We start from the raw sequence: 21,313 nt of genomic DNA, 5'->3' as shown, positions 1-21,313 counted from the left end.
GCTTTTCTCCTCAGTAAATTACTTTGAGCGTCACGGCGCCGTAGCGGCCCGGACGCGCCTGGCGTTCGATATCGGCCAGCGTCGCGGCCGTGGTGCCGGCGGCAAGGCTGCGCGACGATGCGTAATCCCAGTATTTCTTGTCGGTCAGGTTGTAGATGCCGGCCGTGATGGCGGCATGCTTGCCGATGTTCCAGTAGGCGGTCAGGTCGGCCACCGTGGCGCCGGGCACGGCGAAGCGTGCGGTGGTCACGTTCGAGATCACGTCGGGCTCGGCCTGCTTGCCGCGCACGTTGAAGATGGACAGCGTCGCCCCGCCCCGCTTGGCCGGATCATCCCATGCGAACGTGGTGCTGATCTTGCGCGGCAAGGTCGAGGCCAGTTCGCCTTCGGCACCCGTCTCGGTGTTGCGCGCCTTGCTGTGCTGCACGCCGGCACCCACGGTCACGCTGGCGCCGTTCAGCGCCGCGTTCCATTCGCCCAGCGCGAAGCTGCCTGAGATTTCCGCGCCCCAGGTCTTCGCGTCGCCCACGTTCTCGGGCCGGAACAGGCCCTGCGTGATGGTCGGATAATTGACCGGGTCGGCCGGCTGCGTGGCGTATTCGATGAAGTTCCTGTACTTCGTGTGGAACACCGCCGCATCCATCGTCACGCCGCGCGCCGGGTGCCCCTTCAGGCCCAGCTCGAACGCGTTGCTGGTTTCCTTTTTCACGTCGGCGTTGCCGAGCACCGCGTAGCCGTTGCCGGCAGCGGTGTAGCTGAACGAGTCATAGGTGCCGGTCAGTTCCGCCGCGGTGGGCAGGCGCGTGCCGCGCGTGTATTTCGCGTAGGCCATCAGCTCGGGACGGAATTTCCACGCCAGCTCCAGGCTCGGCGTGAAGTAGTCGTCCTTCCGCTTGCGCAGCTCCTCGCGCGCCGCTGGCACGGCCACCACGTAGTCTTCGATGTTCTCCGGCTTCATCTCGCGCCAGTCGTAGCGCAGGCCCGGCGTCAGCGTCAGGCCGTCGGCCAGCGCCAGGTCGGCGCTGGCGAAGGCCGCCAGCTTCGTGGTGTCCGTGTCCACCATCCGGTTCTTGCTGGTGATCTGGTGGGCGCCGGTGGCGAGCACGGTGCGGTCCTCGCGCCACGGGCGGCGCGTTTCGGTGTCTTCCGCGCTGATGCCATAGGACAGCCGGTGCGCGCCAAGCTCCTTGACGGCGTTGCTGGCCAGGCCGCGGCTCTTGTTGAAGTAGCCCGTCTCGATCGTGCGGAAGTAGCGCTGGCCGCCGGACACGTAGGGGCCGGTCGTCTGGTCGTCGACTTCCGAGTTCTGCGCGTAAATGCGCGATTCGAGCTTGTCGAACAATGCCGCCTTGCCGGCGAATGCATGATCGAGCGAGAAGCGGCTGCGGCGCGTGTCGGATTGCTGGTCGACGCCTTCCGGGTACAGCGTGCTGGTCTTGTTGATGTAGGCGCGGGTATGGCTGGCCTGGTAGGCGTCGACCGTGGCGGTCAGCTTGTGGCCGGCCAGCGGCGACCACGCGATCTTGGCCAGCAGCGCGTCGGACGTCCAGTCGTCCGGGTTGGCCACGGCGCTGCCGGCGGATTCATATTCCTTGCCGTCGCGATGCACGAACACCGTTAGCAATTGCAGGCCGCCGGCCTGCGCCGCCCCGGTCAGCGCATGCATGCGCATGTTGTTCGAGCCGTCGTAGCCGAACTTGTAGTCGGCGTAGACGGGGCGGTCGGCGTTCAGGTAATCCTCCGGCGCCCTGGTGACGAACTGCACCGAGCCGCCCAGGCCCGGCGTGGCGGGGCCGGCGCCGGTAGTCCCGGATGCGATGTTCACTTCGCGGAACGTCTCCGGGTCGAAGTAGTCGCGGCCGATGCCGAAGCTGTTCAGGCTGGAGCCATCCGGCTTCGGCGCGGCATCGGGCAGCGCGATGCCGTCCAGGTCCATGCTGACGCGGTTGCCTTCGATGCCGCGGATGTTGAAGCCCGTGTTGCCGCTGCTGTCCCACACGCTGCCCGAACCGCTCGCCGCGTTCGGCACGTTGACCAGCGGGGCGTAGCGGGCGATGTTCTGCATGTTCTGCGCCGCCTGGCGCGCCAGGTCGTCGGCCGTGACGGCCGTGGTGGTGCCGGCCCTGGCCGCCGCGTCGCGCTGCGCGGTAACGGTGATTTCGCCGAGGGCGGAGGTCGATTGCGCCTGCGCCAGCGGCGCCAGCGCGGACATCAACAGGGCCGGCAGCAGGCGCCGGCGCGCGATAAGTGCATCCATGGTGTTCCAGTGAGAGAGTCAGTTGAAGCTGGCTCCCGGTCCGGAACAGGTGGCTGGCGAAGACCACCATCCTAATGCGAATGATTCTTATTTGCAAGCTCGGATATGTTGCGTAATGTACCTGCCACGTGCCGTGCGGTACGTTCAGAACATACCGCGGGCGCGTGGCCGATACGCCACGGTGGTCGGCATCACCCGGCGATGGTTTCCCGTTCCGGCGTGGCGCTGATCTTATGGATCGACAGGTCGGCGCCGTCGAATTCCTGCTCCGGGTCGAGCCGCAGGCCCATGGTGGCCTTCAGCACGCCGTACACCAGCGCGCCGCCGGCCGTGGCGATGGCGATGCCCAGCAGCGTGCCGGCAATCTGCGACATCATCGATACGCCGCCCAGCCCGCCCAGCGCATGGCTGCCGAAGATGCCGGCCGCGATGCCGCCCCAGGCGCCGCACAGGCCGTGCAGCGGCCACACGCCCAGCACGTCGTCGATCTTCCAGCGGTTCTGCGCCAGCGTGAACATCACGACGAAGATCGCACCGGCCACCGCGCCGGTCGCCAGCGCGCCAAGCGGATGCATCAGGTCCGAACCGGCGCACACGGCCACCAGGCCCGCCAGCGGGCCATTATGGACGAAGCCGGGGTCGTTCTTGCCGAGCACCAGCGCGGCCAGCGTGCCGCCCGCCAGCGCCATCAGCGAATTGACGGCGACCAGGCCGTTGATCTTGTCCAGCGTTTGCGCGCTCATCACGTTGAAGCCGAACCAGCCCACGGCGAGGATCCATGCACCGAGCGCCAGGAAGGGAATGTTCGACGGCGGATGCGCGGAGATGCGGCCATCCCTGCCGTAGCGCCCCCGGCGCGCGCCCAGCAGCAGCACGGCCGGCAGCGCCGCCCAGCCGCCCACGGCATGCACGACGATCGATCCGGCGAAGTCGTGGAACGGCGCGCCGAATGCCGCTTCCAGCGCGGCCTGGAAGCCGAAGCGGTTGTTCCAGGCGATACCCTCGAAGAACGGGTAGACGAAGCCGACCAGCAGCGCCGTGGCCACCATCTGCGGATAGAACTTCGCGCGCTCGGCGATGCCGCCCGAGATGATGGCGGGGATCGCCGCCGCGAATGTCAGCAGGAAGAAAAACTTGACCAGTCCATAGCCGTTGCCGACGACGAGCGTGTCGGTCGGCCCGAAGAAATGCACGCCATAGGCGATGCCGTAGCCCACGGTGAAATACACGATGGCCGACACCGAGAAATCGGCCAGGATCTTGACCAGCGCATTGACCTGATTTTTCTTGCGCACCGTTCCCAGCTCGAGGAACGCGAATCCGGCATGCATCGCCAGCACCATGATGCCGCCCAACAGGACAAACAAGGCATCCGCACCGCTTTTGAACGACTCCATCGACCACCACTCCCTGTCAAAGTGCAAAAGCACCAAGGGAGAGCAAGAAGTGTGCCGTTTTGGGGAGAGATGGCCATCCCAGTGCGGAATAACGAATAATGATGTTTCGCACCGTTATTGACAGCTCGGCAGCACCGAGGTGGTGCGCGCTGCGCCATTTTGGCGCTGAGCAAGATAGGAAAATCGTGGGAAAGGAAGGACCGGCAAAGCCAGGGATTTCCTGGAAAACAGGGTCCGTCCCTGATTTTTCCCGGAAAACAGGGTCCGTCCCTACTTTTTCGGCTCGGCCGGTGGCGGGGCCGGCGTGGCGCCATCGCCGGGAATCTGGCCCTTGCGGAGGATCTGGACGTAGATTTCATTCTGCTTGATCATCGACAGCTCGTAGCGCGCACGTTCCTCGACGGCACCGGTGCCATCCTTCAGGTCGCGCACTTCGGAATCGAGCTTGGCGTTGCGGCGCCGGAGTTCATCGTTTTTTTCATGGGCCGCATCGACCTGCTGCTCCAGGTCCTGCACGCGGAGCCATCCGCCCTTCCCCAGCCATAACGGATACTGAATCAGCAGCAGCAGGGCTGCCAGGGCGAGGGTAATCAGACGCATAGAAAATAAAGAACCGGCCGGGAAGCCCGGCCGGTGTCATAGTGATGAAAGTTACGGCGCTGTACATCGAACGCCGTTGCTGCAGGCGCGGTTACTTCAGATTATAGAATGCATCGCGGCCAGGGTAGCTGGCGATATCGCCCAGGTCTTCCTCGATGCGCAGCAGCTGGTTGTACTTGGCCATGCGGTCCGAACGGGACATCGAACCGGTCTTGATCTGCAGCGCGTTCAGGCCCACGGCGATGTCGGCGATCGTCGAATCTTCCGTTTCGCCCGAGCGGTGCGAGATCACGGCGGTGTAGCCGGCGCGCTTGGCCATCTCGATGGCGGCGAACGTTTCGGTCAGCGTACCAATCTGGTTGATCTTGATGAGGATCGAGTTGCCGATGCCCTTCTGGATGCCTTCCTTCAGGATCTTGGTGTTGGTGACGAACAGGTCGTCGCCCACCAGCTGCACTTTCTTGCCCAGCGCGGCGGTCAGGATGGCCCAGCCTTCCCAGTCGCCTTCGTGCATCGCGTCTTCGATCGAGATGATCGGGTACTTGTCGCACCAGGTGGCCAGCAGGTTGGTGAATTCGGTGGCGCTCAACGAAAGGCCTTCGCCTTCCAGCTCGTACTTGCCGTCCTTGTAGAACTCGGAAGCGGCGCAATCGAGGCCCAGCGCGATCTGCGTGCCCGGCTCGTAGCCGGCTTCTTCGATGGCCTGGATGATCAGCTTGATGGCATCTTCATGGTTGGCCAGGGACGGTGCGAAGCCGCCTTCGTCGCCGACCGCCGTGCTCAGGCCCTTCTTGTGCAGGATCTTCTTCAGCGTGTGGAACACTTCGGCGCCGTAGCGGATCGCTTCCTTGAACGTCGGTGCGCCGACCGGGATGATCATGAATTCCTGGATGTCCAGGTTGTTGTCGGCGTGCGCGCCGCCGTTGATGACGTTCATCATCGGCACCGGCATCTGCATCGAGCCCGAACCGCCGAAGTAGCGGTACAGCGGCAGGCCGGCTTCTTCCGCGGCGGCCTTGGCGACCGCCATCGACACGGCCAGCATCGCGTTCGCGCCCAGGCGCGACTTGTTCTCGGTGCCGTCCAGGTCGATCAGCGTGCGGTCCAGGAATGCCTGTTCGTTCGCGTCCAGGCCCATGATCGCTTCGGAGATCTCGGTGTTGATGTTCTCGCACGCCTGCAGCACGCCCTTGCCGAAGTAACGCTTCGGATCGCCGTCACGCAGCTCGATGGCTTCGCGCGAACCGGTCGACGCGCCGGACGGCACGGCCGCACGGCCCATCACGCCCGATTCCAGCAGCACGTCGCATTCGACGGTCGGATTGCCGCGCGAGTCGATGATTTCGCGGCCGATGATATCTACGATTGCACTCATGTGTAGTCTCCAAGGTTGTGGAAGGCAGGTGGACGCGTCGCTGCATGTGGTCGCATGAACTGTCGTGCAACCGGGCTTGCCACGGGCTTGCCAAATTAGTAGCGCGCAAAAATTGCAGCAAGAGTAACAGAGGATGGCCTTCGAGGGAAGTACGACGGCCGGCATGCAAGCCCGAGCAGCCCCTGTTTCAAGGAAAACACGGACATCCGCGCAACACGCAAAACGGGCCCGGCAGCCGATGGCTGCCGGGCCCGCTTCAATGCGACGGCCGGCGCTTACTCGAAGCTGTTCTCGAGGAAGCCCGACTTCTTGGTGATGCGATCGAGCTCGATCAGCGTGGACAGCAGTTCCTTCATGCGGCCCAGCGGCACGGCGTTCGGACCGTCCGACAGCGCGGTGGCCGGCGTGGGGTGCGTTTCCATGAACAGGCCGGCCACGCCGACCGCCACGGCCGCGCGCGACAGTACGGGCACCATGTCGCGCATGCCGCCCGACGACGTGCCGTTACCGCCCGGCAGCTGCACCGAGTGCGTGGCGTCGAACACCACCGGCGCGCCGGTCTCGCGCATGATCGCCAGCGAGCGCATGTCGGACACCAGGTTGTTGTAGCCGAACGAGGCGCCCCGTTCGCAGGCCATGAAGTTGTCTTCGTTCAGGCCCTTCGCCTTTGCGGCGGCACGGGCCTTGTCGATGACGTTCTTCATGTCGTGCGGTGCCAGGAACTGGCCCTTCTTGATGTTCACCGGCAGGCCGGACTGCGCGCAGGCGGTGATGAAATCGGTCTGGCGGCACAGGAAGGCCGGCGTCTGCAGCACGTCCACCATGGACGACACGATCTCGATCTCCTCGATCGAGTGCACGTCGGTCAGCACCGGCACGCCCAGCTCGCGCTTCACGTCGCCCAGGATCTCCAGGCCCTTTTCCATGCCGGGACCGCGGTACGACGTGCCGGAGGAACGGTTCGCCTTGTCGAACGACGATTTGTAGATGTAGGGGATGCCCAGTTCAGCGGTCATTTCCTTCATCGCGCCGGCGACGTCGAACGCCATCTGGCGCGACTCGATCACGCAGGTGCCGGCGATCAGGAAGAACGGCTGGTCGAGGCCGATGTCGAACCCGCAGAGTTTCATGCTGCATTCCCTTTCAGTTCCGTGGCCGTGTTGGCGGCCTGGCCGTTGGCGGCCTTGTGTTCCAGCGCGGCGCGGATGAACGACGTGAACAGCGGGTGGCCGTCGCGCGGGGTCGACTTGAATTCCGGGTGGTACTGCACGCCCATGTACCACGGGTGCGCATTTTCACCCGTGCGCGGCAGTTCCATGATCTCGCACAGGTCTTCGGTCGGCGTGCGCGCCGCCACCACCAGGCCCGCTTCTTCGACGCGGGAGAGGTAATGGTTGTTGGCTTCGTAGCGGTGACGATGGCGCTCGGTGACCACGCCGCCGTAGATGTCGTATGCCAGCGTGCCCGGCTTGACGGCGCAGGCCTGCGCGCCCAGGCGCATCGTGCCGCCCAGGTCGGAATTGACGTCGCGCTTTTCAACCTTGCCGTCCTGGTTCTGCCACTCGTCGATCAGCGCCACGACCGGCTGGTCCGTCTGCGGTTCGAACTCGGTGGAGTTGGCGTTCGCCATGCCGGCCTTGTGGCGCGCATATTCGATCAGCGCCACCTGCATGCCCAGGCAGATGCCCAGGTACGGCACCTTGCTCTCACGGGCGAACCGGGCCGCCTTGATCTTGCCCTCGACGCCGCGCTTGCCGAAACCGCCCGGCACCAGGATCGCATCGTACTTCGACAGCGCTTCGGTGCCCTTGGCTTCGATCTCTTCCGAGTCGATGTACTCGATGTTCACGCGGCTCTCGGTGTGGATGCCGGCGTGGCGCAGCGCCTCGGTCAGCGACTTGTACGATTCGGTCAGTTCGACATACTTGCCGACCATGCCGATCGATACTTCCGCCTTCGGGTGCTCCAGCGTGTAGATCAGCTTCGACCACACCGACAGGTCGGCCGGAGGCGGATCGATGTCCAGCGCCTCGCAGATGATCGCGTCCAGGCCCTGGTCGTGCAGCATCTGCGGCACCTTGTAGATCGTGTCCACGTCCCACACGGAGATCACGGCCTGTTCCTCGATGTTCGAGAACAGCGAGATCTTCGCGCGCTCGTCTTCCGGAATGGCGCGGTCGGCGCGGCACAGCAGCGCGTTCGGCGAGATGCCGATCTCGCGCAGCTTCTGCACCGAGTGCTGGGTGGGCTTGGTTTTCAGTTCGCCGGCCGAGGCGATGAACGGCACCAGCGTGAGGTGCACGAACGCGGCGTTCTTGCGGCCAGCGCGCAGGCTGAGCTGGCGCGCCGCTTCCAGGAACGGCAGCGATTCGATATCGCCGACGGTGCCGCCGATCTCGCACAGCGCCACGTCGTAGCCTTCGGCGCCACGGCGGATGTAATCCTGGATTTCATTGGTGATGTGCGGGATCACCTGGACGGTCTTGCCCAGGTATTCGCCGCGGCGCTCCTTGCGGATCACGGATTCGTAGATCTGCCCGGTGGTGAAGTTGTTCACCTTGCGCATGCGGGTGCTGATGAAACGCTCGTAGTGGCCGAGGTCCAGGTCGGTTTCGGCGCCATCGTCGGTGACGAACACTTCACCGTGCTGCATGGGGCTCATGGTGCCCGGATCGACGTTGATGTACGGGTCGAGCTTGAGCATGGTGACTTTGAGGCCGCGCGATTCGAGAATCGCGGCGAGGGAGGCGGCGGCAATCCCCTTACCAAGGGACGACACAACGCCACCAGTGACGAAGACAAATTTGGTCATTGCGAGATCGGGCGCCGGAAAGGCGCCATGCGGGAAATTGAAATTATAGCTTAATTCGGCGGCTTCATCATCCATGGCCATGCCGCCGCGGCCCCTGCCGAGGTCGGGCAATTGTGCGCGAACGAACAGACCGCGGGGCTGCCGGAGCGGAAAATGTCTTTATTTCAACAGGAGGCGACCATGAGTTACGAACGCGATGGATCCGGCAACTACGTCGACCAGGGCCACGGCGGCCCGGGGCCGCGCCTGATGGGCGCCGATACCCTGATCGGCGATCACGTGCACAACATGAAGGACGAGCACCTCGGCACCGTCAAGGAAATCATGATCGACATGCAATCCGGCCAGATCTCCTACGTGGTGATGGCTTCCGGCGGCGTGCTGACGATCGGCGAAAAACTGTTCGCGGTACCCTGGGAAGCGCTGGCGCTGGACACGGCCAACCACCAGCTGCGCCTGAACATCGACAAGGAGCGCATCGAGAACGCGCCCGGCTTCGACAAGGACCACTGGCCCGACATGGCCAACCAGGCCTGGACGTCGGAAATCCACAGTTATTACGGTACCAGCGCCGCTACCCGCGGCACTGGCAGCAGCACCAGCAGCTCGCCGCTTGGGCATGATTCAGGCCGCGTGCTCTGATGGCGTGACGGGCCGGCCACGCTGACCCGTCCCACCTTGCCGGTTGCGTCCTGCGCGGGCCGCCGGCTTCGGCCATAACCCGGCCGCCCGCGTGCTCCTTCGGGAGCACGCGTCTTTTGTGCTGCCCCGCTTCTTGTGCAACCGGCCGATGCGGGCCGCCTATGCTGCCCCGCTCTCCCAGCGCATCGGCACGTCGACGATGCCATCGTGCTCGATCCGTTCCGCCACCTGCACGAAGCCGAGGCGCACGTACCAGCCGGCAGCCCGCCCCGCGGCATTGACGGTGAAACTTCCCGGATTCCCCTTTGCAATCGCCTCGTCGCGCGCCAGTTGCCACAGGCGTTGCCCCAGGCCCTGGCCGTGCAGCGCCTCCCTGACGAACAGGTGGAACAGGTGCGTGTTGTCGCGCACGGCGACGACGCCCAGCAGTTCATCGCCCCTCAGCGCGACGTGGTAGCGGAAGTTGTCCTGCCCGAGATAGCGCCGCTGGGCGTCGATGCCGACATTGGAGATGAATTTTTCGGCCCCCAGCCCTTGCGGGTGCACGGTCAGGTATGGCAGCAGGTCCAGCACGAGGGAACCGATCGCGGTCGCGTCGGCAACGGTAGCGGGTCGTATTGTCAGATTGTCCATTGGGCCATTTTGCCAGCAAAGGCCGCCGGAAGAAATACCCTGCCCGGTCCGCACGCCGGCCGGTGCCCGGGCACCGGCCCCGGATCAGTCGGCCACGGTCCAGTCGACCACGCCCTGCCCCGCATCCTTCACCTGGCCCAGCCCCGCGACGAGCCGCGCCAGCGACGCATCGGTGACGAGCGCGCGGCCGGTCACCGGCTGGTAGCCGCCTTCGCCGGAGGGATACGCAAAGGTGCTGTAGAAGAGGAAATTCGGCGTGACATAGTCATCGAAGCCGAGGATCACACGCGGGCCTTCCAGCCCCCCGAACGGCAGGCCGCCCGCCGCGGGCGCGGCGTGCGCGGCGATTTTCGACAACACCTCGTGCAGGTTTTCCAGCTCCCCTTCGCGCAGCGTTACCTGCGCCGGCAGCGCTTCGCCGCCTTCGTCCACCATTGTGAACGTTGCCTCGCTGCCGCTTCCATACTGGGAAACCTCGATGCGCAGCGAGGTGAGCACGCGTTCATCCGGCAATGGCTGGTTCATGACATTCCTCCTGTGGGTGGTGAGATTGCCATGCTACCCCAATCGGCGCTCAACAGAAGTCCCGGCTGGACGTCGGCAGCTCCCCCAGCAGCGGCGACAGGTCGACCAGCCGCTTGGCCACCAGGTGCCGCACGATGCCCTCCTGCTGCCAGACCCCGTACACGCCCAGCAGCGAAGCGCCCAGCACCTCGCGCCGGAATGCATCCACCAGATCGGGCCGGACGATCACGTTGACGTTGCCCGTTTCATCCTCGATCGTGATGAACAGCACGCCCTTCGCGGTGCCGGGCCGCTGCCGCACGGTGACGATGCCGGCGCCGCGCGCCAGCTGGCCGTCGGCAAACGTGTTCAGCACCTCGGCCGGCAGGAAGCGCTTTTCCAGCAATTGCGGGCGCAGCAGCGCCAGCGGATGGCGGCCCAGCGTCAGGCCGTGCGAGCGGTAGTCGCCGATGATGTCGTCGCCTTCGCCCGGCGCGCGCAATACCGGGGCTTCCTCCAGCGGCCGGGTGGGCCGCAGCAGGTCCTTGTCCGGCACCGCGCCCACCGCTTCCCACAGCGCCTGCCGGCGGTGGCCGGCCAGGCCGCGCAGCGCATTGGCGGCGGCCAGCACCTGCAGGTCGTGGCGGTCGAGCTGCGCGCGCCGCGCCAGGTCCGCCACGTCGGCGAACGGCCGCAGCGCACGCGCCTGCTCGATCCGCTCGGCCGCCTCGAAGCGCATGCCGCGCAGCAGCGACATGCCCAACCGCACGGCGGGCTGGTCGCCCTCTTCCCGTTCCTCCAGCGTGGAATCCCAGCCGCTCGCGGTAATGTCGACCGGCCGCACTTCGACACCGTGGCGTTTCGCATCCTGCACCAGTTGCGACGGCCCGTAGAATCCCATCGGCTGGCTGTTGAGCAGCGCGCACAGGAACGCGGCCGGCTCGTGGCACTTGATCCACGAACTCACGTAGGTCAGCAGCGCGAAGCTGGCCGCGTGCGATTCGGGAAAACCGTATTCCCCGAAACCCTGGATCTGTTCGCAGATGCGGTGGGCGAATTCGATGTCATAGTCGCGGTCGAGCATGCCCTGGATGATGCGGCCGCGGTACTTGTCCATGCCGCCCTTGCGTTTCCAGGCCGCCATCGCGCGGCGCAGCTGGTCCGCCTCGCCCTGCGAGAATCCGGCCGCGATCATCGCCACCTGCATCACCTGCTCCTGGAAGATCGGCACGCCCAGCGTGCGCTCCAGCGCTGCCTCCAGGCCCACCGGGTAGTCGATCAAAGTGGGGTCGAGGCGGCGCTGCAGGTAGGGGTGCACCATGCCGCCCTGGATCGGCCCCGGCCGCACCAGCGCCACCTCGATCACCAGGTCGTAGAAGCGGCGCGGGCGCAGGCGCGGCAGCATCGTCATCTGCGCCCGCGACTCGATCTGGAACACGCCCACCGTATCGGCTTCGCACATCATGTCGTAGGTGGCGGCATCGTCGCGGGGAATGTCCTGCATGCGGAACGGCTCGCCGCGGCGCACGCCGATCAGGTGCAGCGCGCGCCGCAATGCCGACAGCATGCCCAGCGCCAGCACGTCCACCTTCAGCAGGCCCAGTTCCTCCAGGTCGTCCTTGTCCCACTGGATCACGCTGCGGTCCTTCATCGTGGCGTTCTCGATCGGCACCAGGCGCGACAGCTTGTCCTGGGCGATGACGAAGCCGCCCACGTGCTGCGACAGGTGGCGCGGAAAACCCAGCATCCGCTGCGCCAGGCTGGCCCACTGGTTGGCCAGCGGCGCATCGGGATCGAGGCCGCATTCGGCGAAGCGGTTCAGCAGCTCATGCTTGCTGTCGAACCAGTGGTGCGACCTGGCCACCTTCTCGACGATGGCCAGGTCCACGCCGAGCGCCTTGCCGGCATCGCGCAGCGCGCTCTTGGGCCGGTAGCAGATCACGGTGGCGGCCAGCGCGGCGCGGTGGCGCCCGTACTTGGCGTAGATGTACTGGATCACCTCCTCGCGGCGCTGGTGTTCGAAGTCCACGTCGATGTCCGGCGGCTCGTCGCGCTCGCGCGAAATGAAACGGCCCATCAGCAGCGTGCTCTCGACCGGGTTCACCTCGGTGATGCCGAGGCAGTAGCACACGGCGCTGTTGGCCGCCGAACCGCGGCCCTGGCACAGGATTTCCTGCTTGCGGGCGAAGCGCACGATGTCGTACACGGTGAGGAAAAAGTATTCGTAGCGCAGTTCGGCAACCAGCTCCAGCTCTTCCTCGACCTGCCGCTGCACCGTGGCCGGAATGCCGTCGGGGTAGCGCGCCTGGGCGCCGAGGTAGGTTTCCTGGCGCAGGTACGAGGCAGGCGTATGCCCTGCCGGTATCAGCTCGCTCGGGTATTCGTAGCGCAGCTCGTCCAGCGAGAACGTGCATTGCCGCGCGATGCGCACCGTTTCGGCCAGCGCCGCGCGCGGATAGACGTTGGCCAGCCGGACGCGCGAGCGCAGGTGCTGCTCGGCGTTCTGCGCCAGCGCATAGCCGCAGTCGGCCACCGGTTTGCCCAGGCGGATGGCGGACAGCGTATCGTGCAAGGGCTTGCGCGAGCGCACGTGCATGCAGACCTGCCCCGCCGCCACGACCGGCAGCCCGTGCTGCGCCGCCACTTCCTCGATGCTCTGCCGGTGGCCTTCGTCGAACGCGCGCTGCAGCAGCGTGAGGCCGAGCCACGCGCGCTCACCGAACGTGGCGGCCATCCACGCCGCCTGCGCATGCAGCCGGTCCACGTCCGCCGGTTCCCACACGGGATATGCCGGCAGCAGCACCAGCAGGCAACCGGGCAGGCCGCGCAGGTGCGCGCGATCGGGCGGCGGCGCCGCGAAGTCGTCTGCGTGCAGCAGGTACTCGCCCTTGGCCGCCCGGGTTCGGCCGAGCGTGATCATCTCGGACAGGTTACCGTAGCCGTCGCGGTTCTTCGCGATGGCGAGCAGCGACAACGCCTCGCCGCCGCCCTGGCCGGTTAGCCGGAACCAGCTGCCGATCAGCAGGCGCTGGCCCTGCTTGTGATCCTCCTGGTACCACTTCGCCTCCTTCGCCCGGCCATGCGCGCGCACCACGCCGGCCAGCGAGCATTCGTCCGTGATCGCCAGCGCCGTGTAGTCGAGCTGTATCGCCCGCGCCACCAGCTCCTCGGCATGCGAGGCGCCCTGCAGGAACGAAAAGTTCGTCATGCAGAACAGTTCCGCATAGTGCGGCAGGCTCGATGGCGGGGTGGCGGACATGGCGGCACCATAATACTGTATGAATATCCAGTATTATACGTCGTCCGGTCCGGCTGGCCGTTTTGTCATCCTCCGTGGCGAAAGCAGCCTCCATACCAGAATTTGGCCGACGCACGGTACTAAACGTGCACTATGTGCAAAATAGTCACACTGATGAATCTGCCCGCTAGGTCAAACGTTGACAGGCCGATAAAATCGCCGCTTTACCTGTTCCGGAGAAGCCCTTGTCCACGCTACGCCTTGCCGTCCTGTCCGCCCTGTACGGATCTTCCGCCCTTGTCTTTTCCCATACCGCGCTGGCGCAGGACACCCAAGGGCAGCCGGCGGCAGCATCGCAGCCGATGCAGACCGTGAGCGTGGTCGGTTCGCGCCGCGCCACCAGCTCCGCCACCGATACCGTGGTGCCGATCGACGTGATCCCGATGACCGCCGCCGCCGAGAAAGGCGGCCAGTTCGACCTGTCGCAGACGCTGACCAACATCTCGCCGTCGTTCAATTCCACCCGCCAGTCGGGTGCCGACGGCGCCGACCTGGTCGATTCCGCCGCGCTGCGCGGCCTGGGTTCGGACCAGACGCTGGTGCTGGTGAACGGCAAGCGCCGCCACTCGTCGTCGCTGGTCAACCTGTTCGGCGCGCGCAACCGCGGCAACACGGGCACCGACCTGAACGCGATCCCGATGCTGGCGATCCGCGACGTGCAGGTGCTGCGCGACGGCGCAGCCGCCCAGTACGGCTCCGACGCGATCGCCGGCGTGATGGACATCGGCCTGAAGAAAACGCTCGGCTGCGAAGCGGTCGCCGGCTACGGCCAGTACTCGGCCGGCGACGGCGAGAACTGGCTCGCTTCGGCCTACTGCGGCATCGCGCTGGGCGGCGGCGTGGTCGGCATCACCGGCGAATACCTGAACCGCGGGCGTTCCGACCGTTCCGAGCCGGACAATCCGCGCATCATCGGCGACTCGAAAACCGAGAACCAGACGCTGTACGTGAACGGCGAGATCCCCACCGGCGTGGCCAACAACTCCGGCCGGTTCTACTTCACCGGCGGCGTGCAGAAGCGCGACGCGTCGTCGGCCGCCTTCGGCCGCGGCGGCGTCGGTTCCGACGACATCCCGAGCCGGAACTCGGCGGCGATGTACCCGGACGGCTTCGTGCCCTTCATCAACGGCGACATGGACGACCGCTACGCGATCGTGGGCCACCGCGCCCGCCTGGGCGAATGGAACGCGGATCTTTCGCAGACCTACGGCTACAGCCGCCTGATGTACGACATCAGCGACACGCTGAACGCGTCGCTCGCCAATGCCGACCTGCTGGGCGGCGGCCGGGGCGTGAGCCCCGACCACTTCGACGCCGGCGGCTTCTCGTTCGAGCAGTGGACCACCAACGCCGACTTCGCGCGCTACTTCGACGGCGTGCTGGGCAAGGGCCTGAACGTGGCGTTCGGCGGCGAATACCGCGTCGAGAAGTACAAGATCTTCGCCGGCGAGCCGGGTTCGTACGTGGATGCCGACGGCGTGGGTACCGGCGGCAATGCCGGCAGCCAGGGTTTCCCCGGCTTCCAGCCCGGCGACGTGACGAACGCGCGCCGCCACAGCACCGCGCTGTACCTCGACCTGGAAGCCGACCTGACCGACGCGGCCAAGGTGCAGGGCGCCGTGCGCTGGGAAAAATACAGCGACTTCGGCTCCACCGTGACCGGCAAGCTGGCCGGCAGCTACCGCGTGGCGCCCACGGCGCTGCTGCGCGCCTCGGCCAGCACGGGCTTCCGCGCGCCGTCGCTGCAGCAGGCCTACTTCTCGTCGACCTTCACCGACTTCATCGGCGGCGTGCCGACGGACGTGGTGCTGGCGCCGAACGGCGGCGCCGTCGCCACGCTGGCCGGCATCCCGAAACTGAAGGAAGAAAAGTCGACCAGCTTCACGCTGGGCACCACGTGGACGCCGACCGAATCGATCTCCGTGACGGCCGACCTGTACCACATCAAGATCCGCGATCGCATCGTGCTGTCCGGCCGCTTCGATGCCGACAACTACCCGGAACTGGCCGCGCGCCTCTCCACGCTGGGCGTGGGCCAGGCGCAGTTCTTCGTCAACTCGGTGGACACGAAAACACAGGGCCTGGACCTGACCGCATCGCACCGCGGCACGCTGCTGGGCAACCGGCTGACCACGTTCCTGGCCGCGAATTTCTCCAAGACGACGGTCGAGGACATCCACGCGCCGGCATCGCTCGCCGGGTACGAGGATGTGCTGCTGTCCGAGCGCGAGCGCCTGTTCATCGAACAGGGCGGCCCGCGCCGCAAGGCCACGCTGGGCTTCGACTACGCGACCGGCCCGCTGGAAACGAACTTCAAGATCATCCACTTCGGCCCGCAAACGCTCGGCACGTTCAGCGGCACCGCCGCCGGCGTACCGAACCTGCACTACGAAGCGAAGACGTCCGCCGACCTGGCGTTCACCTACAGCGTGAACAAGAACATCAAGTTCACCGCCGGCGCCAACAACATCTTCGGCGCCAAGCCGACCGCGCAGAACGCCGACGAAACCGACAACGGCTTCAAGTACGACAGCGTGCAGTTCGGCCTGAACGGCACGTCGTACGTGGCGCGGCTGCATGTGAAGTTCTGACCTAAAAACCTTGCAAACGGAATTGGGGACGGCCCCTGTTTTCCAGGAAATTTCCTGAAAAACAGGGTCCGTCCCTGAGCCTACCCCTCAAATTTTTGTTGTAAACCATATGGGAAGCTGTTAACTTCAATCCCAAAAACGGCACATGCATGGCCGTGTTAGCCCTTTCATTCGTAGCGACCAAACTGCAAATGAAAGGCACGGACCATGCATGCACGCCAAATCATACAACGATTGTTGGGGCAGGAGTGCCCATCAATTCACGCTAAACGCCGAGCTTGCCTAGCTCAAATTGTGCAAGCTGCAGCTCGTGCCGGGCTGGGCGTTGTACGCATCGGTAAGCAGCTCAGGTCACAAACAAGTCTTCGGCATCGCATCAAGTGCTGTGACCGTTTGCTGAGCAATCCCCATCTGGCCAAAGAGCGGGTGCAGATATACCGAGCAATGAGCCAACGCCTTCTTCAATCCAGGCAATACGTGCAGGTAGCAGTAGATTGGTCAGAAATTCGCGCAGATGGCAGTGCTCAATTGCTGCGTGCAGCAGCCATCATCGAAGGACGCGCCTTTACGCTCTACGAGGAGGTCCACCCTCAGGAGAGGCTCGCGGCATCTTTGGTCCATAAGTGCTTCATGAAGACCCTGAAAACCATCCTGCCAGCGCACTGTCGCGCCATCATCATCACCGATGCAGGATTTCGTGCTACGTGGTTTAAAACGCTCAATCAGCTCGGCTTTGGCTGGGTCGGACGGATACGCAACCGTGATTTGGTGTGCCAACAGAACGGCAACGACTGGTTCGGCTGCAAAAGCTTGTACTCAAGAGCTACCGCAAAAGCGCGCGATTTGGGCTATTTTTTTCATGTCCGCTCCAACCCTGTCGACTGCCGATTAGTGCTGTACAAGTCCAAATCGAAAGGACGGCATTGCTTGACGAAATCCGGTCAACCTGCGCGCGCGCACCACAGCAAGAAAAACAGCGCTGCCCAATGTGAGCCTTGGCTACTCGCCGTTTCGCCAGCACTGGCACAGCTTCGTGCAGACGACATCATCAAAATTTACTCTGGGCGCATGCAAATCGAGCAGACTTTCCGCGACCTGAAGAATGCCAAATGGGGAATGGCACTGCGACATAGCCAGACTACAAGCCTGCTTCGTCTGGCGGCACTTTTACTAATCGGTGCATTGCTCACTTATGCCTTATGGCTGATCGGCTTAGCGGCACGAGCGGCTGGCTATGAAGTCCACTACGGCAGCCATCCCAAGGCAGGCAGCTGCCTTTCAATCTTCTCGTTGGCAATGCACTGGGTCGACGACTATCGTCGACCCAGGCTCTCCCCATCGGCCATCAAATATGCATTTATCGAACTCGTTTCGATGGTCCGCACTTGGGAATTCGAGGGGTAGGCTCAGGGTCCGTCCCTATTTTTTTTGCTTTACTTTTTGTCATCCCGGCGTCACATCGTGCCGCTACAGTCGCTTCTTTGATTTTTTGCCTGGGGGAGAGAACATGAAAACAAACATCACGATGCTGGCGGCGCTGGTGGCGGCCGGGCTGGCGGGTTGCGGTGGCAGCGGCCACGACAGGGGCAATGCGACGGCGCCGCAGACGCCGGCCCCGAGCGGCATCCCGGAAGGCACCACCGTTACGTTCGCCCTGATGGAGACGACCGACCTGCACTCGAACGTGCTCGGCTATAACTACTACGCGCTGGCCGAGGACACGAGCCTGGGCATGGACCGCACCGCCACGCTGATCGCCGCCGCGCGCGCGGAAAACCCGAACAATGTGCTGCTCGACGATGGCGACGTGATCCAGGGCACGCTGCTGTCCGACCTGCAGGCGATCACGAAGCTGATCCCCTGCACCGCCACGCTGGCCGTGCACAAGGCGATGAACGCGCTCAACTACGACGGCGGCGGCTTCGGCAACCACGAATTCAACTACGGCCTGCCCTTCCTGTCGCAAGTGACAAACACGGACCTGAACATTCCCGGCGTGACGAAGCCCGCTGGCACCTGCGGCGCCCCCACGTTCCCGCTGGTGCTGACGAACGTGACCGGCGTGGCCAGCGGCAAGCCGCTGTTCCAGCCGTATGCCGTGCTGCCGCGCGCTTTTGTTGCGAAGGCGCCGGACGGCAGCAACGTCAACGTCGTCGTCAACATCGGCATCATGAGCTTCGTGCCGCCGCAGATCCTGGAATGGGACCAGCGGCACCTGGCCGGCAAGGTGGCCGTCTCCGGTTCGAAGGAAGCGGCGGCGCAGTATATCCCCGAGCTGCGCGGCAAGGGCGCGAACGTGATCGTGGCGCTGTCGCACGGCGGCCTCGATGTGGGCGCCTACAGCCCGAAGATGGAAAACCAGAGCTACCACCTGGCCGGCACCGGCATCGATGCGCTGATGATCGGCCACTCGCACCTGATCTTCCCGAAGGGGAAGGAAACCGGCGCCGCCGCGCTCGATCCTTCGCTGGCCGCGCTGCCCGCCAGCGCCAATGTCGATGCGATCAACGGTTTCGTGAACGGCGTGCCGGCCGTGATGGCGCAGAGCTGGGGCCGCCGCCTCGGCATCATCAGGATGACGATGGTGTACCAGGGCGGCAAATGGGTCACGCAGCCGGCGAAGACCACCGTGGAATCGCGCGGCTTCAAGTACACCGACGGCGTGACGAACGTGAAGGCCGATCCGGCCATCGCCGCGCTGATCGCCGGCGAGCATGCCGCCACGATCGCCTACGCCAAGGAACCGCTGGGCGTGACGACGGACTTCGAGATGTCGTCGTATTTCTCGCTGGCGGGCGACGTGACCGCGATCCAGCTGGTGAACCAGGCGCAGATCGACTACGTGAAGAACTTCATCGCCACCAGCACCGACGCCACGCTGGCGAGCTACAAAAGCATTCCGGTGATCTCGTGCAGCGCGCCGTTCAAGGCCGGGCGCAACGGCCCTTCGGACTTCACCGACGTGGCGCCGGGCGCCACCGCCGCCGTGCCGGTCGGCCTGCAGATCCGCAACCCGGGCGACCTTTACCTTTACGGCAACAACAACCTGCAGGCCGTGAAGATCAAGGGTTCGGACCTGAAGGCATGGCTGGAAGCATCGGCGAAGCAGTTCGGCCGCATCGACCCGGCCAGCACCGCCGAGCAGGACCTGGTACCGAGCTACGGCACGATCTACAACTACGACGTGTTCTATGCCGAGAACAACGCGCTCATCTACCAGATCGACGTGACGAAGCCGGCAGGCAGCCGCATCGTCAACCTGACCTACCAGGGCAAGCCGGTGGCGGATGCGGACGACTTCATCGTCGCCACCAACGACTACCGCGCCGGCGGCGGCGGCGGCGTGCCGGGCATCGACGGCAGCAAGACGATCATCAAGTCGCCGGATGCGAACCAGACCGTGGTATCGAACTACCTGCAGGCCATCGGCAAGAGCGGCGGCGGCAAGGTGACCCTGGCCTCGAACGGCAGCGCGCGCAGCTGGTCGTTCGCGAAGGTGAAGACGGCCGGTCCGGTGATCCTGCGTTCCGCGCCGGGCCACCTGGGCGTCGCCCGGGCCAACGGCATCGACGTCGTCAGCGGCGAAGCGGGCCTCGATGCCAGCGGCTTCATGAAGTACACGATCGACCTGTCGAAATGACGCGCGTGCTCCGGTTGACGGCGCAGGCGGCACGCAATACCGTGCTGGCGGCCCTGTTCGCCGCCGCGCTGGCGGGTTGCGCCCGCGACCTGCCGCCCGACACGGCCCGGATCGAAGCGCTGGCCATGGCGGCGGCGCAGCGTGGCGACATGGCGGCCGAGAGCGAGCTGCGCCGCCTGGCCGGCGGCGGCAACGCGGTCGCCGAGCGGGAACTGGGCATCCTGTACCGCGCGCGGCCCGACCGCCGGGCCGAAGCGATGTCGCTACTGCGGCGCGCCGCCACGGCGAACGATGCGCAGGCCGCGTTCCACCTCGGCGAGGCATACCGCACCTCGCCCGGCAATGCCGCCGGCCCCTCCGCCGCGTGGCAGTGGTACCAGCGCGCGGCCGAAGGCGGCCAGGCGAAGGCCGCGCTGATGCTGGGGATGATGGCGAAGAACGGCGACGGCGTGCCGCGCGACGCCGCCACCGCGGCGCGCTGGCTGCAAGTGGCCAGCGAATTGGGCAACGCGCATGCGATGTTCCTGCTGTCGTACGCCTACCGCGACGGCGATGGCGTGGCGCCCGATCCGCAACGGGCCCGCGAGCTGCTGGAAGAATCGGCCGAGCGCGAATATCCGCCGGCGCTGCAGGAACTGGCGCTGACGGTGGAAGACCCGCAGCGCGCCAGCCATTTGATGAAAGAGGCCACCGAACACCGGCGCAACAACTGGAACCGGTTTTGAGTGGCCGCTGTCGCGGAGAATGCCGGCGCTACAGGGTCTGTCCCGGTCTTCAGCCTGTGCGGTTTCAGGCCTTGCCGGTGATCAGGATCGTGTCCACCGTAAAACTGCCATCCTCCTCGATGGCGAAGTAGTCGGTCACTTCCGACCCGGCACGCCGCTGCAGCGAGCGGATGGCCGCGATATGCGATGCCGGCGTCTGCATCCGTTCGACCCACGAGGCGAAGTCCAGGCGCAGGCGGTATGTCGTCGCTTCGCCGACGGCGAACCCCGCCGTGGACAGCGCGGCGCGCCATTCGTCCGGCGACGCATTGCGGACATGCGAAGGGTCGCGCAGCAATTCCAGGCTTTGCAGCCACGTATCGAGCAGCGGCACGCCGGGCGCGACGACATCCATGAAGATGGCCATCCCGCCCGGCTTCAGTACGCGGTGCATCTGTGCCAGGCCGGCGGGAACGTCGCGCCAGTGGTGGGCGCTGTACCGGGTCACGGCCACGTCGAAGGAACCGGAGGGACAAGGCAGCGACTCCACGGCGCTGCACCTGGTCACCACATTGCCGAACCCGCGGCGGCCTGCTTCCTCGGCCACCACGCGAAGCATGGGTTCGGAGAGATCGCAGGCGACCACCTTGCCCACCAGCGGCGCCAGCCGGAAGGTGGCATGCCCGCCGCCGCAGCCCATGTCCAGCGCAACGGCGTCCGGCCACCGTCCCGCCAGGCTGGCCATCCGGTCCAGGTCTTCGCCGCTGGCGTGGACCGCGCTGGCGAGATAGGCGTGCGCTTGCGGGCCGAACTGGCTGTTCACGATATCGTTGTGGCTGCTCATGCTCATGTTCATGGCT

Annotated in this window: 15 protein-coding genes; 5 read left to right on the top strand and 10 right to left on the bottom strand. The window is 65.4% G+C overall.

The genetic code is table 11. The features are described from left to right. Nucleotides 1-10: 10 nt before the first annotated feature. The 6 genes from GJV26_RS20460 to pyrG all read right to left on the bottom strand — a co-directional run bounded on the left by GJV26_RS20460 (nucleotide 11) and on the right by pyrG (nucleotide 8,441). Nucleotides 11-2,257: a TonB-dependent receptor domain-containing protein gene (locus GJV26_RS20460; protein WP_155710583.1), complete on the bottom strand. Its 2,247-nt coding sequence runs from the start codon at nucleotides 2,255-2,257 to the stop codon at nucleotides 11-13. A 191-nt stretch (nucleotides 2,258-2,448) separates the two neighbouring features. Beyond that, nucleotides 2,449-3,654 carry an ammonium transporter gene (locus tag GJV26_RS20455; RefSeq protein ID WP_155710582.1) on the bottom strand — a complete coding sequence of 402 codons (1,206 nt, stop codon included), beginning with the start codon at nucleotides 3,652-3,654 and terminating at the stop codon, nucleotides 2,449-2,451. Between the two features lie 270 nt (nucleotides 3,655-3,924). After that, on the bottom strand, nucleotides 3,925-4,254 hold the full coding sequence (gene ftsB / locus GJV26_RS20450) for a cell division protein FtsB (RefSeq protein WP_155710581.1): 330 nt from the start codon (nucleotides 4,252-4,254) through the stop codon (nucleotides 3,925-3,927). Between the two features lie 91 nt (nucleotides 4,255-4,345). After that, nucleotides 4,346-5,629, bottom strand: coding sequence for a phosphopyruvate hydratase (gene eno, locus GJV26_RS20445; RefSeq protein ID WP_155710580.1), 1,284 nt, complete (start codon nucleotides 5,627-5,629; stop codon nucleotides 4,346-4,348). Nucleotides 5,630-5,904: 275 nt separating this feature from the next. After that, nucleotides 5,905-6,759, bottom strand: coding sequence for a 3-deoxy-8-phosphooctulonate synthase (gene kdsA, locus GJV26_RS20440; protein ID WP_155710579.1), 855 nt, complete (start codon nucleotides 6,757-6,759; stop codon nucleotides 5,905-5,907). Beyond that, on the bottom strand, nucleotides 6,756-8,441 hold the full coding sequence (gene pyrG, locus GJV26_RS20435) for a CTP synthase (protein WP_155710578.1): 1,686 nt from the start codon (nucleotides 8,439-8,441) through the stop codon (nucleotides 6,756-6,758). The genes kdsA and pyrG overlap by 4 nt, the downstream gene beginning before the upstream one ends. A 180-nt stretch (nucleotides 8,442-8,621) precedes the next feature. Here pyrG and GJV26_RS20430 point away from each other — a divergent pair, with 180 nt between their 5' ends. Further along, nucleotides 8,622-9,083 (top strand): PRC-barrel domain-containing protein, encoded by a 462-nt coding sequence (locus GJV26_RS20430; RefSeq protein WP_155710577.1) that lies wholly within the window; start codon nucleotides 8,622-8,624, stop codon nucleotides 9,081-9,083. A gap of 159 nt (nucleotides 9,084-9,242) precedes the next feature. On the opposite strand, the gene GJV26_RS20425 is transcribed toward GJV26_RS20430, so the two are convergent. The 3 genes from GJV26_RS20425 to GJV26_RS20415 form a co-directional block, all read right to left on the bottom strand. Beyond that, complete coding sequence (locus GJV26_RS20425; protein WP_155710576.1) at nucleotides 9,243-9,716, bottom strand: GNAT family N-acetyltransferase; 474 nt, start codon at nucleotides 9,714-9,716, stop codon at nucleotides 9,243-9,245. An 84-nt stretch (nucleotides 9,717-9,800) separates the two neighbouring features. Beyond that, nucleotides 9,801-10,241: a hypothetical protein gene (locus tag GJV26_RS20420; protein ID WP_155710575.1), complete on the bottom strand. Its 441-nt coding sequence runs from the start codon at nucleotides 10,239-10,241 to the stop codon at nucleotides 9,801-9,803. A 49-nt stretch (nucleotides 10,242-10,290) separates the two neighbouring features. After that, on the bottom strand, nucleotides 10,291-13,479 hold the full coding sequence (locus GJV26_RS20415; protein WP_155710574.1) for an error-prone DNA polymerase: 3,189 nt from the start codon (nucleotides 13,477-13,479) through the stop codon (nucleotides 10,291-10,293). 224 nt (nucleotides 13,480-13,703) lie between these two features. Here GJV26_RS20415 and GJV26_RS20410 point away from each other — a divergent pair, with 224 nt between their 5' ends. The 4 genes from GJV26_RS20410 to GJV26_RS20395 all read left to right on the top strand — a co-directional run bounded on the left by GJV26_RS20410 (nucleotide 13,704) and on the right by GJV26_RS20395 (nucleotide 20,474). Further along, on the top strand, nucleotides 13,704-16,109 hold the full coding sequence (locus tag GJV26_RS20410; protein ID WP_155710573.1) for a TonB-dependent receptor plug domain-containing protein: 2,406 nt from the start codon (nucleotides 13,704-13,706) through the stop codon (nucleotides 16,107-16,109). A 207-nt stretch (nucleotides 16,110-16,316) separates the two neighbouring features. Continuing rightward, nucleotides 16,317-17,513, top strand: a complete 1,197-nt coding sequence (locus GJV26_RS20405) for an IS4 family transposase (RefSeq protein ID WP_155709600.1) — start codon at nucleotides 16,317-16,319, stop codon at nucleotides 17,511-17,513. A gap of 103 nt (nucleotides 17,514-17,616) precedes the next feature. Continuing rightward, a complete protein-coding gene (locus GJV26_RS20400; RefSeq protein ID WP_155710572.1) occupies nucleotides 17,617-19,749 on the top strand; it encodes a bifunctional 2',3'-cyclic-nucleotide 2'-phosphodiesterase/3'-nucleotidase in 2,133 nt (710 codons plus the stop codon). Continuing rightward, the gene (locus GJV26_RS20395) at nucleotides 19,746-20,474 is read left to right on the top strand and encodes a tetratricopeptide repeat protein (RefSeq protein ID WP_155710571.1); all 729 of its coding nucleotides are present in this window, start codon (nucleotides 19,746-19,748) and stop codon (nucleotides 20,472-20,474) included. Before GJV26_RS20400 ends, GJV26_RS20395 begins: the two co-directional genes overlap by 4 nt. Before the next feature lie 64 nt (nucleotides 20,475-20,538). On the opposite strand, the gene GJV26_RS20390 is transcribed toward GJV26_RS20395, so the two are convergent. Beyond that, nucleotides 20,539-21,309: a class I SAM-dependent methyltransferase gene (locus tag GJV26_RS20390; RefSeq protein ID WP_308807636.1), complete on the bottom strand. Its 771-nt coding sequence runs from the start codon at nucleotides 21,307-21,309 to the stop codon at nucleotides 20,539-20,541. Nucleotides 21,310-21,313 lie beyond the last annotated feature (4 nt).

It is taken from the genome of Pseudoduganella dura (assembly GCF_009727155.1).
GTDB classification, from domain to species: domain Bacteria; phylum Pseudomonadota; class Gammaproteobacteria; order Burkholderiales; family Burkholderiaceae_D; genus Rugamonas; species Rugamonas dura.
Note: the sequence above shows the minus strand (reverse complement) of the source record. Positions and strands in the feature narration are given on the sequence as shown.

Excerpts from the sequence above, each read along its gene's own strand:
- ftsB (WP_155710581.1), bottom strand. The coding sequence starts at position 4,254 with ATGCGTCTGATTACCCTCGCCCTGGCAGCCCTGCTGCTGCTGATTCAG.
- GJV26_RS20460 (WP_155710583.1), bottom strand. The coding sequence starts at position 2,257 with ATGGATGCACTTATCGCGCGCCGGCGCCTGCTGCCGGCCCTGTTGATG.
- kdsA (WP_155710579.1), bottom strand. The coding sequence starts at position 6,759 with ATGAAACTCTGCGGGTTCGACATCGGCCTCGACCAGCCGTTCTTCCTG.
- GJV26_RS20420 (WP_155710575.1), bottom strand. The coding sequence starts at position 10,241 with ATGAACCAGCCATTGCCGGATGAACGCGTGCTCACCTCGCTGCGCATC.
- GJV26_RS20430 (WP_155710577.1), top strand. The coding sequence starts at position 8,622 with ATGAGTTACGAACGCGATGGATCCGGCAACTACGTCGACCAGGGCCAC.
- GJV26_RS20405 (WP_155709600.1), top strand. The coding sequence starts at position 16,317 with ATGCATGCACGCCAAATCATACAACGATTGTTGGGGCAGGAGTGCCCA.
- GJV26_RS20390 (WP_308807636.1), bottom strand. The coding sequence starts at position 21,309 with ATGAACATGAGCATGAGCAGCCACAACGATATCGTGAACAGCCAGTTC.
- GJV26_RS20400 (WP_155710572.1), top strand. The coding sequence starts at position 17,617 with ATGAAAACAAACATCACGATGCTGGCGGCGCTGGTGGCGGCCGGGCTG.
- GJV26_RS20415 (WP_155710574.1), bottom strand. The coding sequence starts at position 13,479 with ATGTCCGCCACCCCGCCATCGAGCCTGCCGCACTATGCGGAACTGTTC.
- GJV26_RS20425 (WP_155710576.1), bottom strand. The coding sequence starts at position 9,716 with ATGGACAATCTGACAATACGACCCGCTACCGTTGCCGACGCGACCGCG.
- eno (WP_155710580.1), bottom strand. The coding sequence starts at position 5,629 with ATGAGTGCAATCGTAGATATCATCGGCCGCGAAATCATCGACTCGCGC.
- pyrG (WP_155710578.1), bottom strand. The coding sequence starts at position 8,441 with ATGACCAAATTTGTCTTCGTCACTGGTGGCGTTGTGTCGTCCCTTGGT.
- GJV26_RS20455 (WP_155710582.1), bottom strand. The coding sequence starts at position 3,654 with ATGGAGTCGTTCAAAAGCGGTGCGGATGCCTTGTTTGTCCTGTTGGGC.
- GJV26_RS20395 (WP_155710571.1), top strand. The coding sequence starts at position 19,746 with ATGACGCGCGTGCTCCGGTTGACGGCGCAGGCGGCACGCAATACCGTG.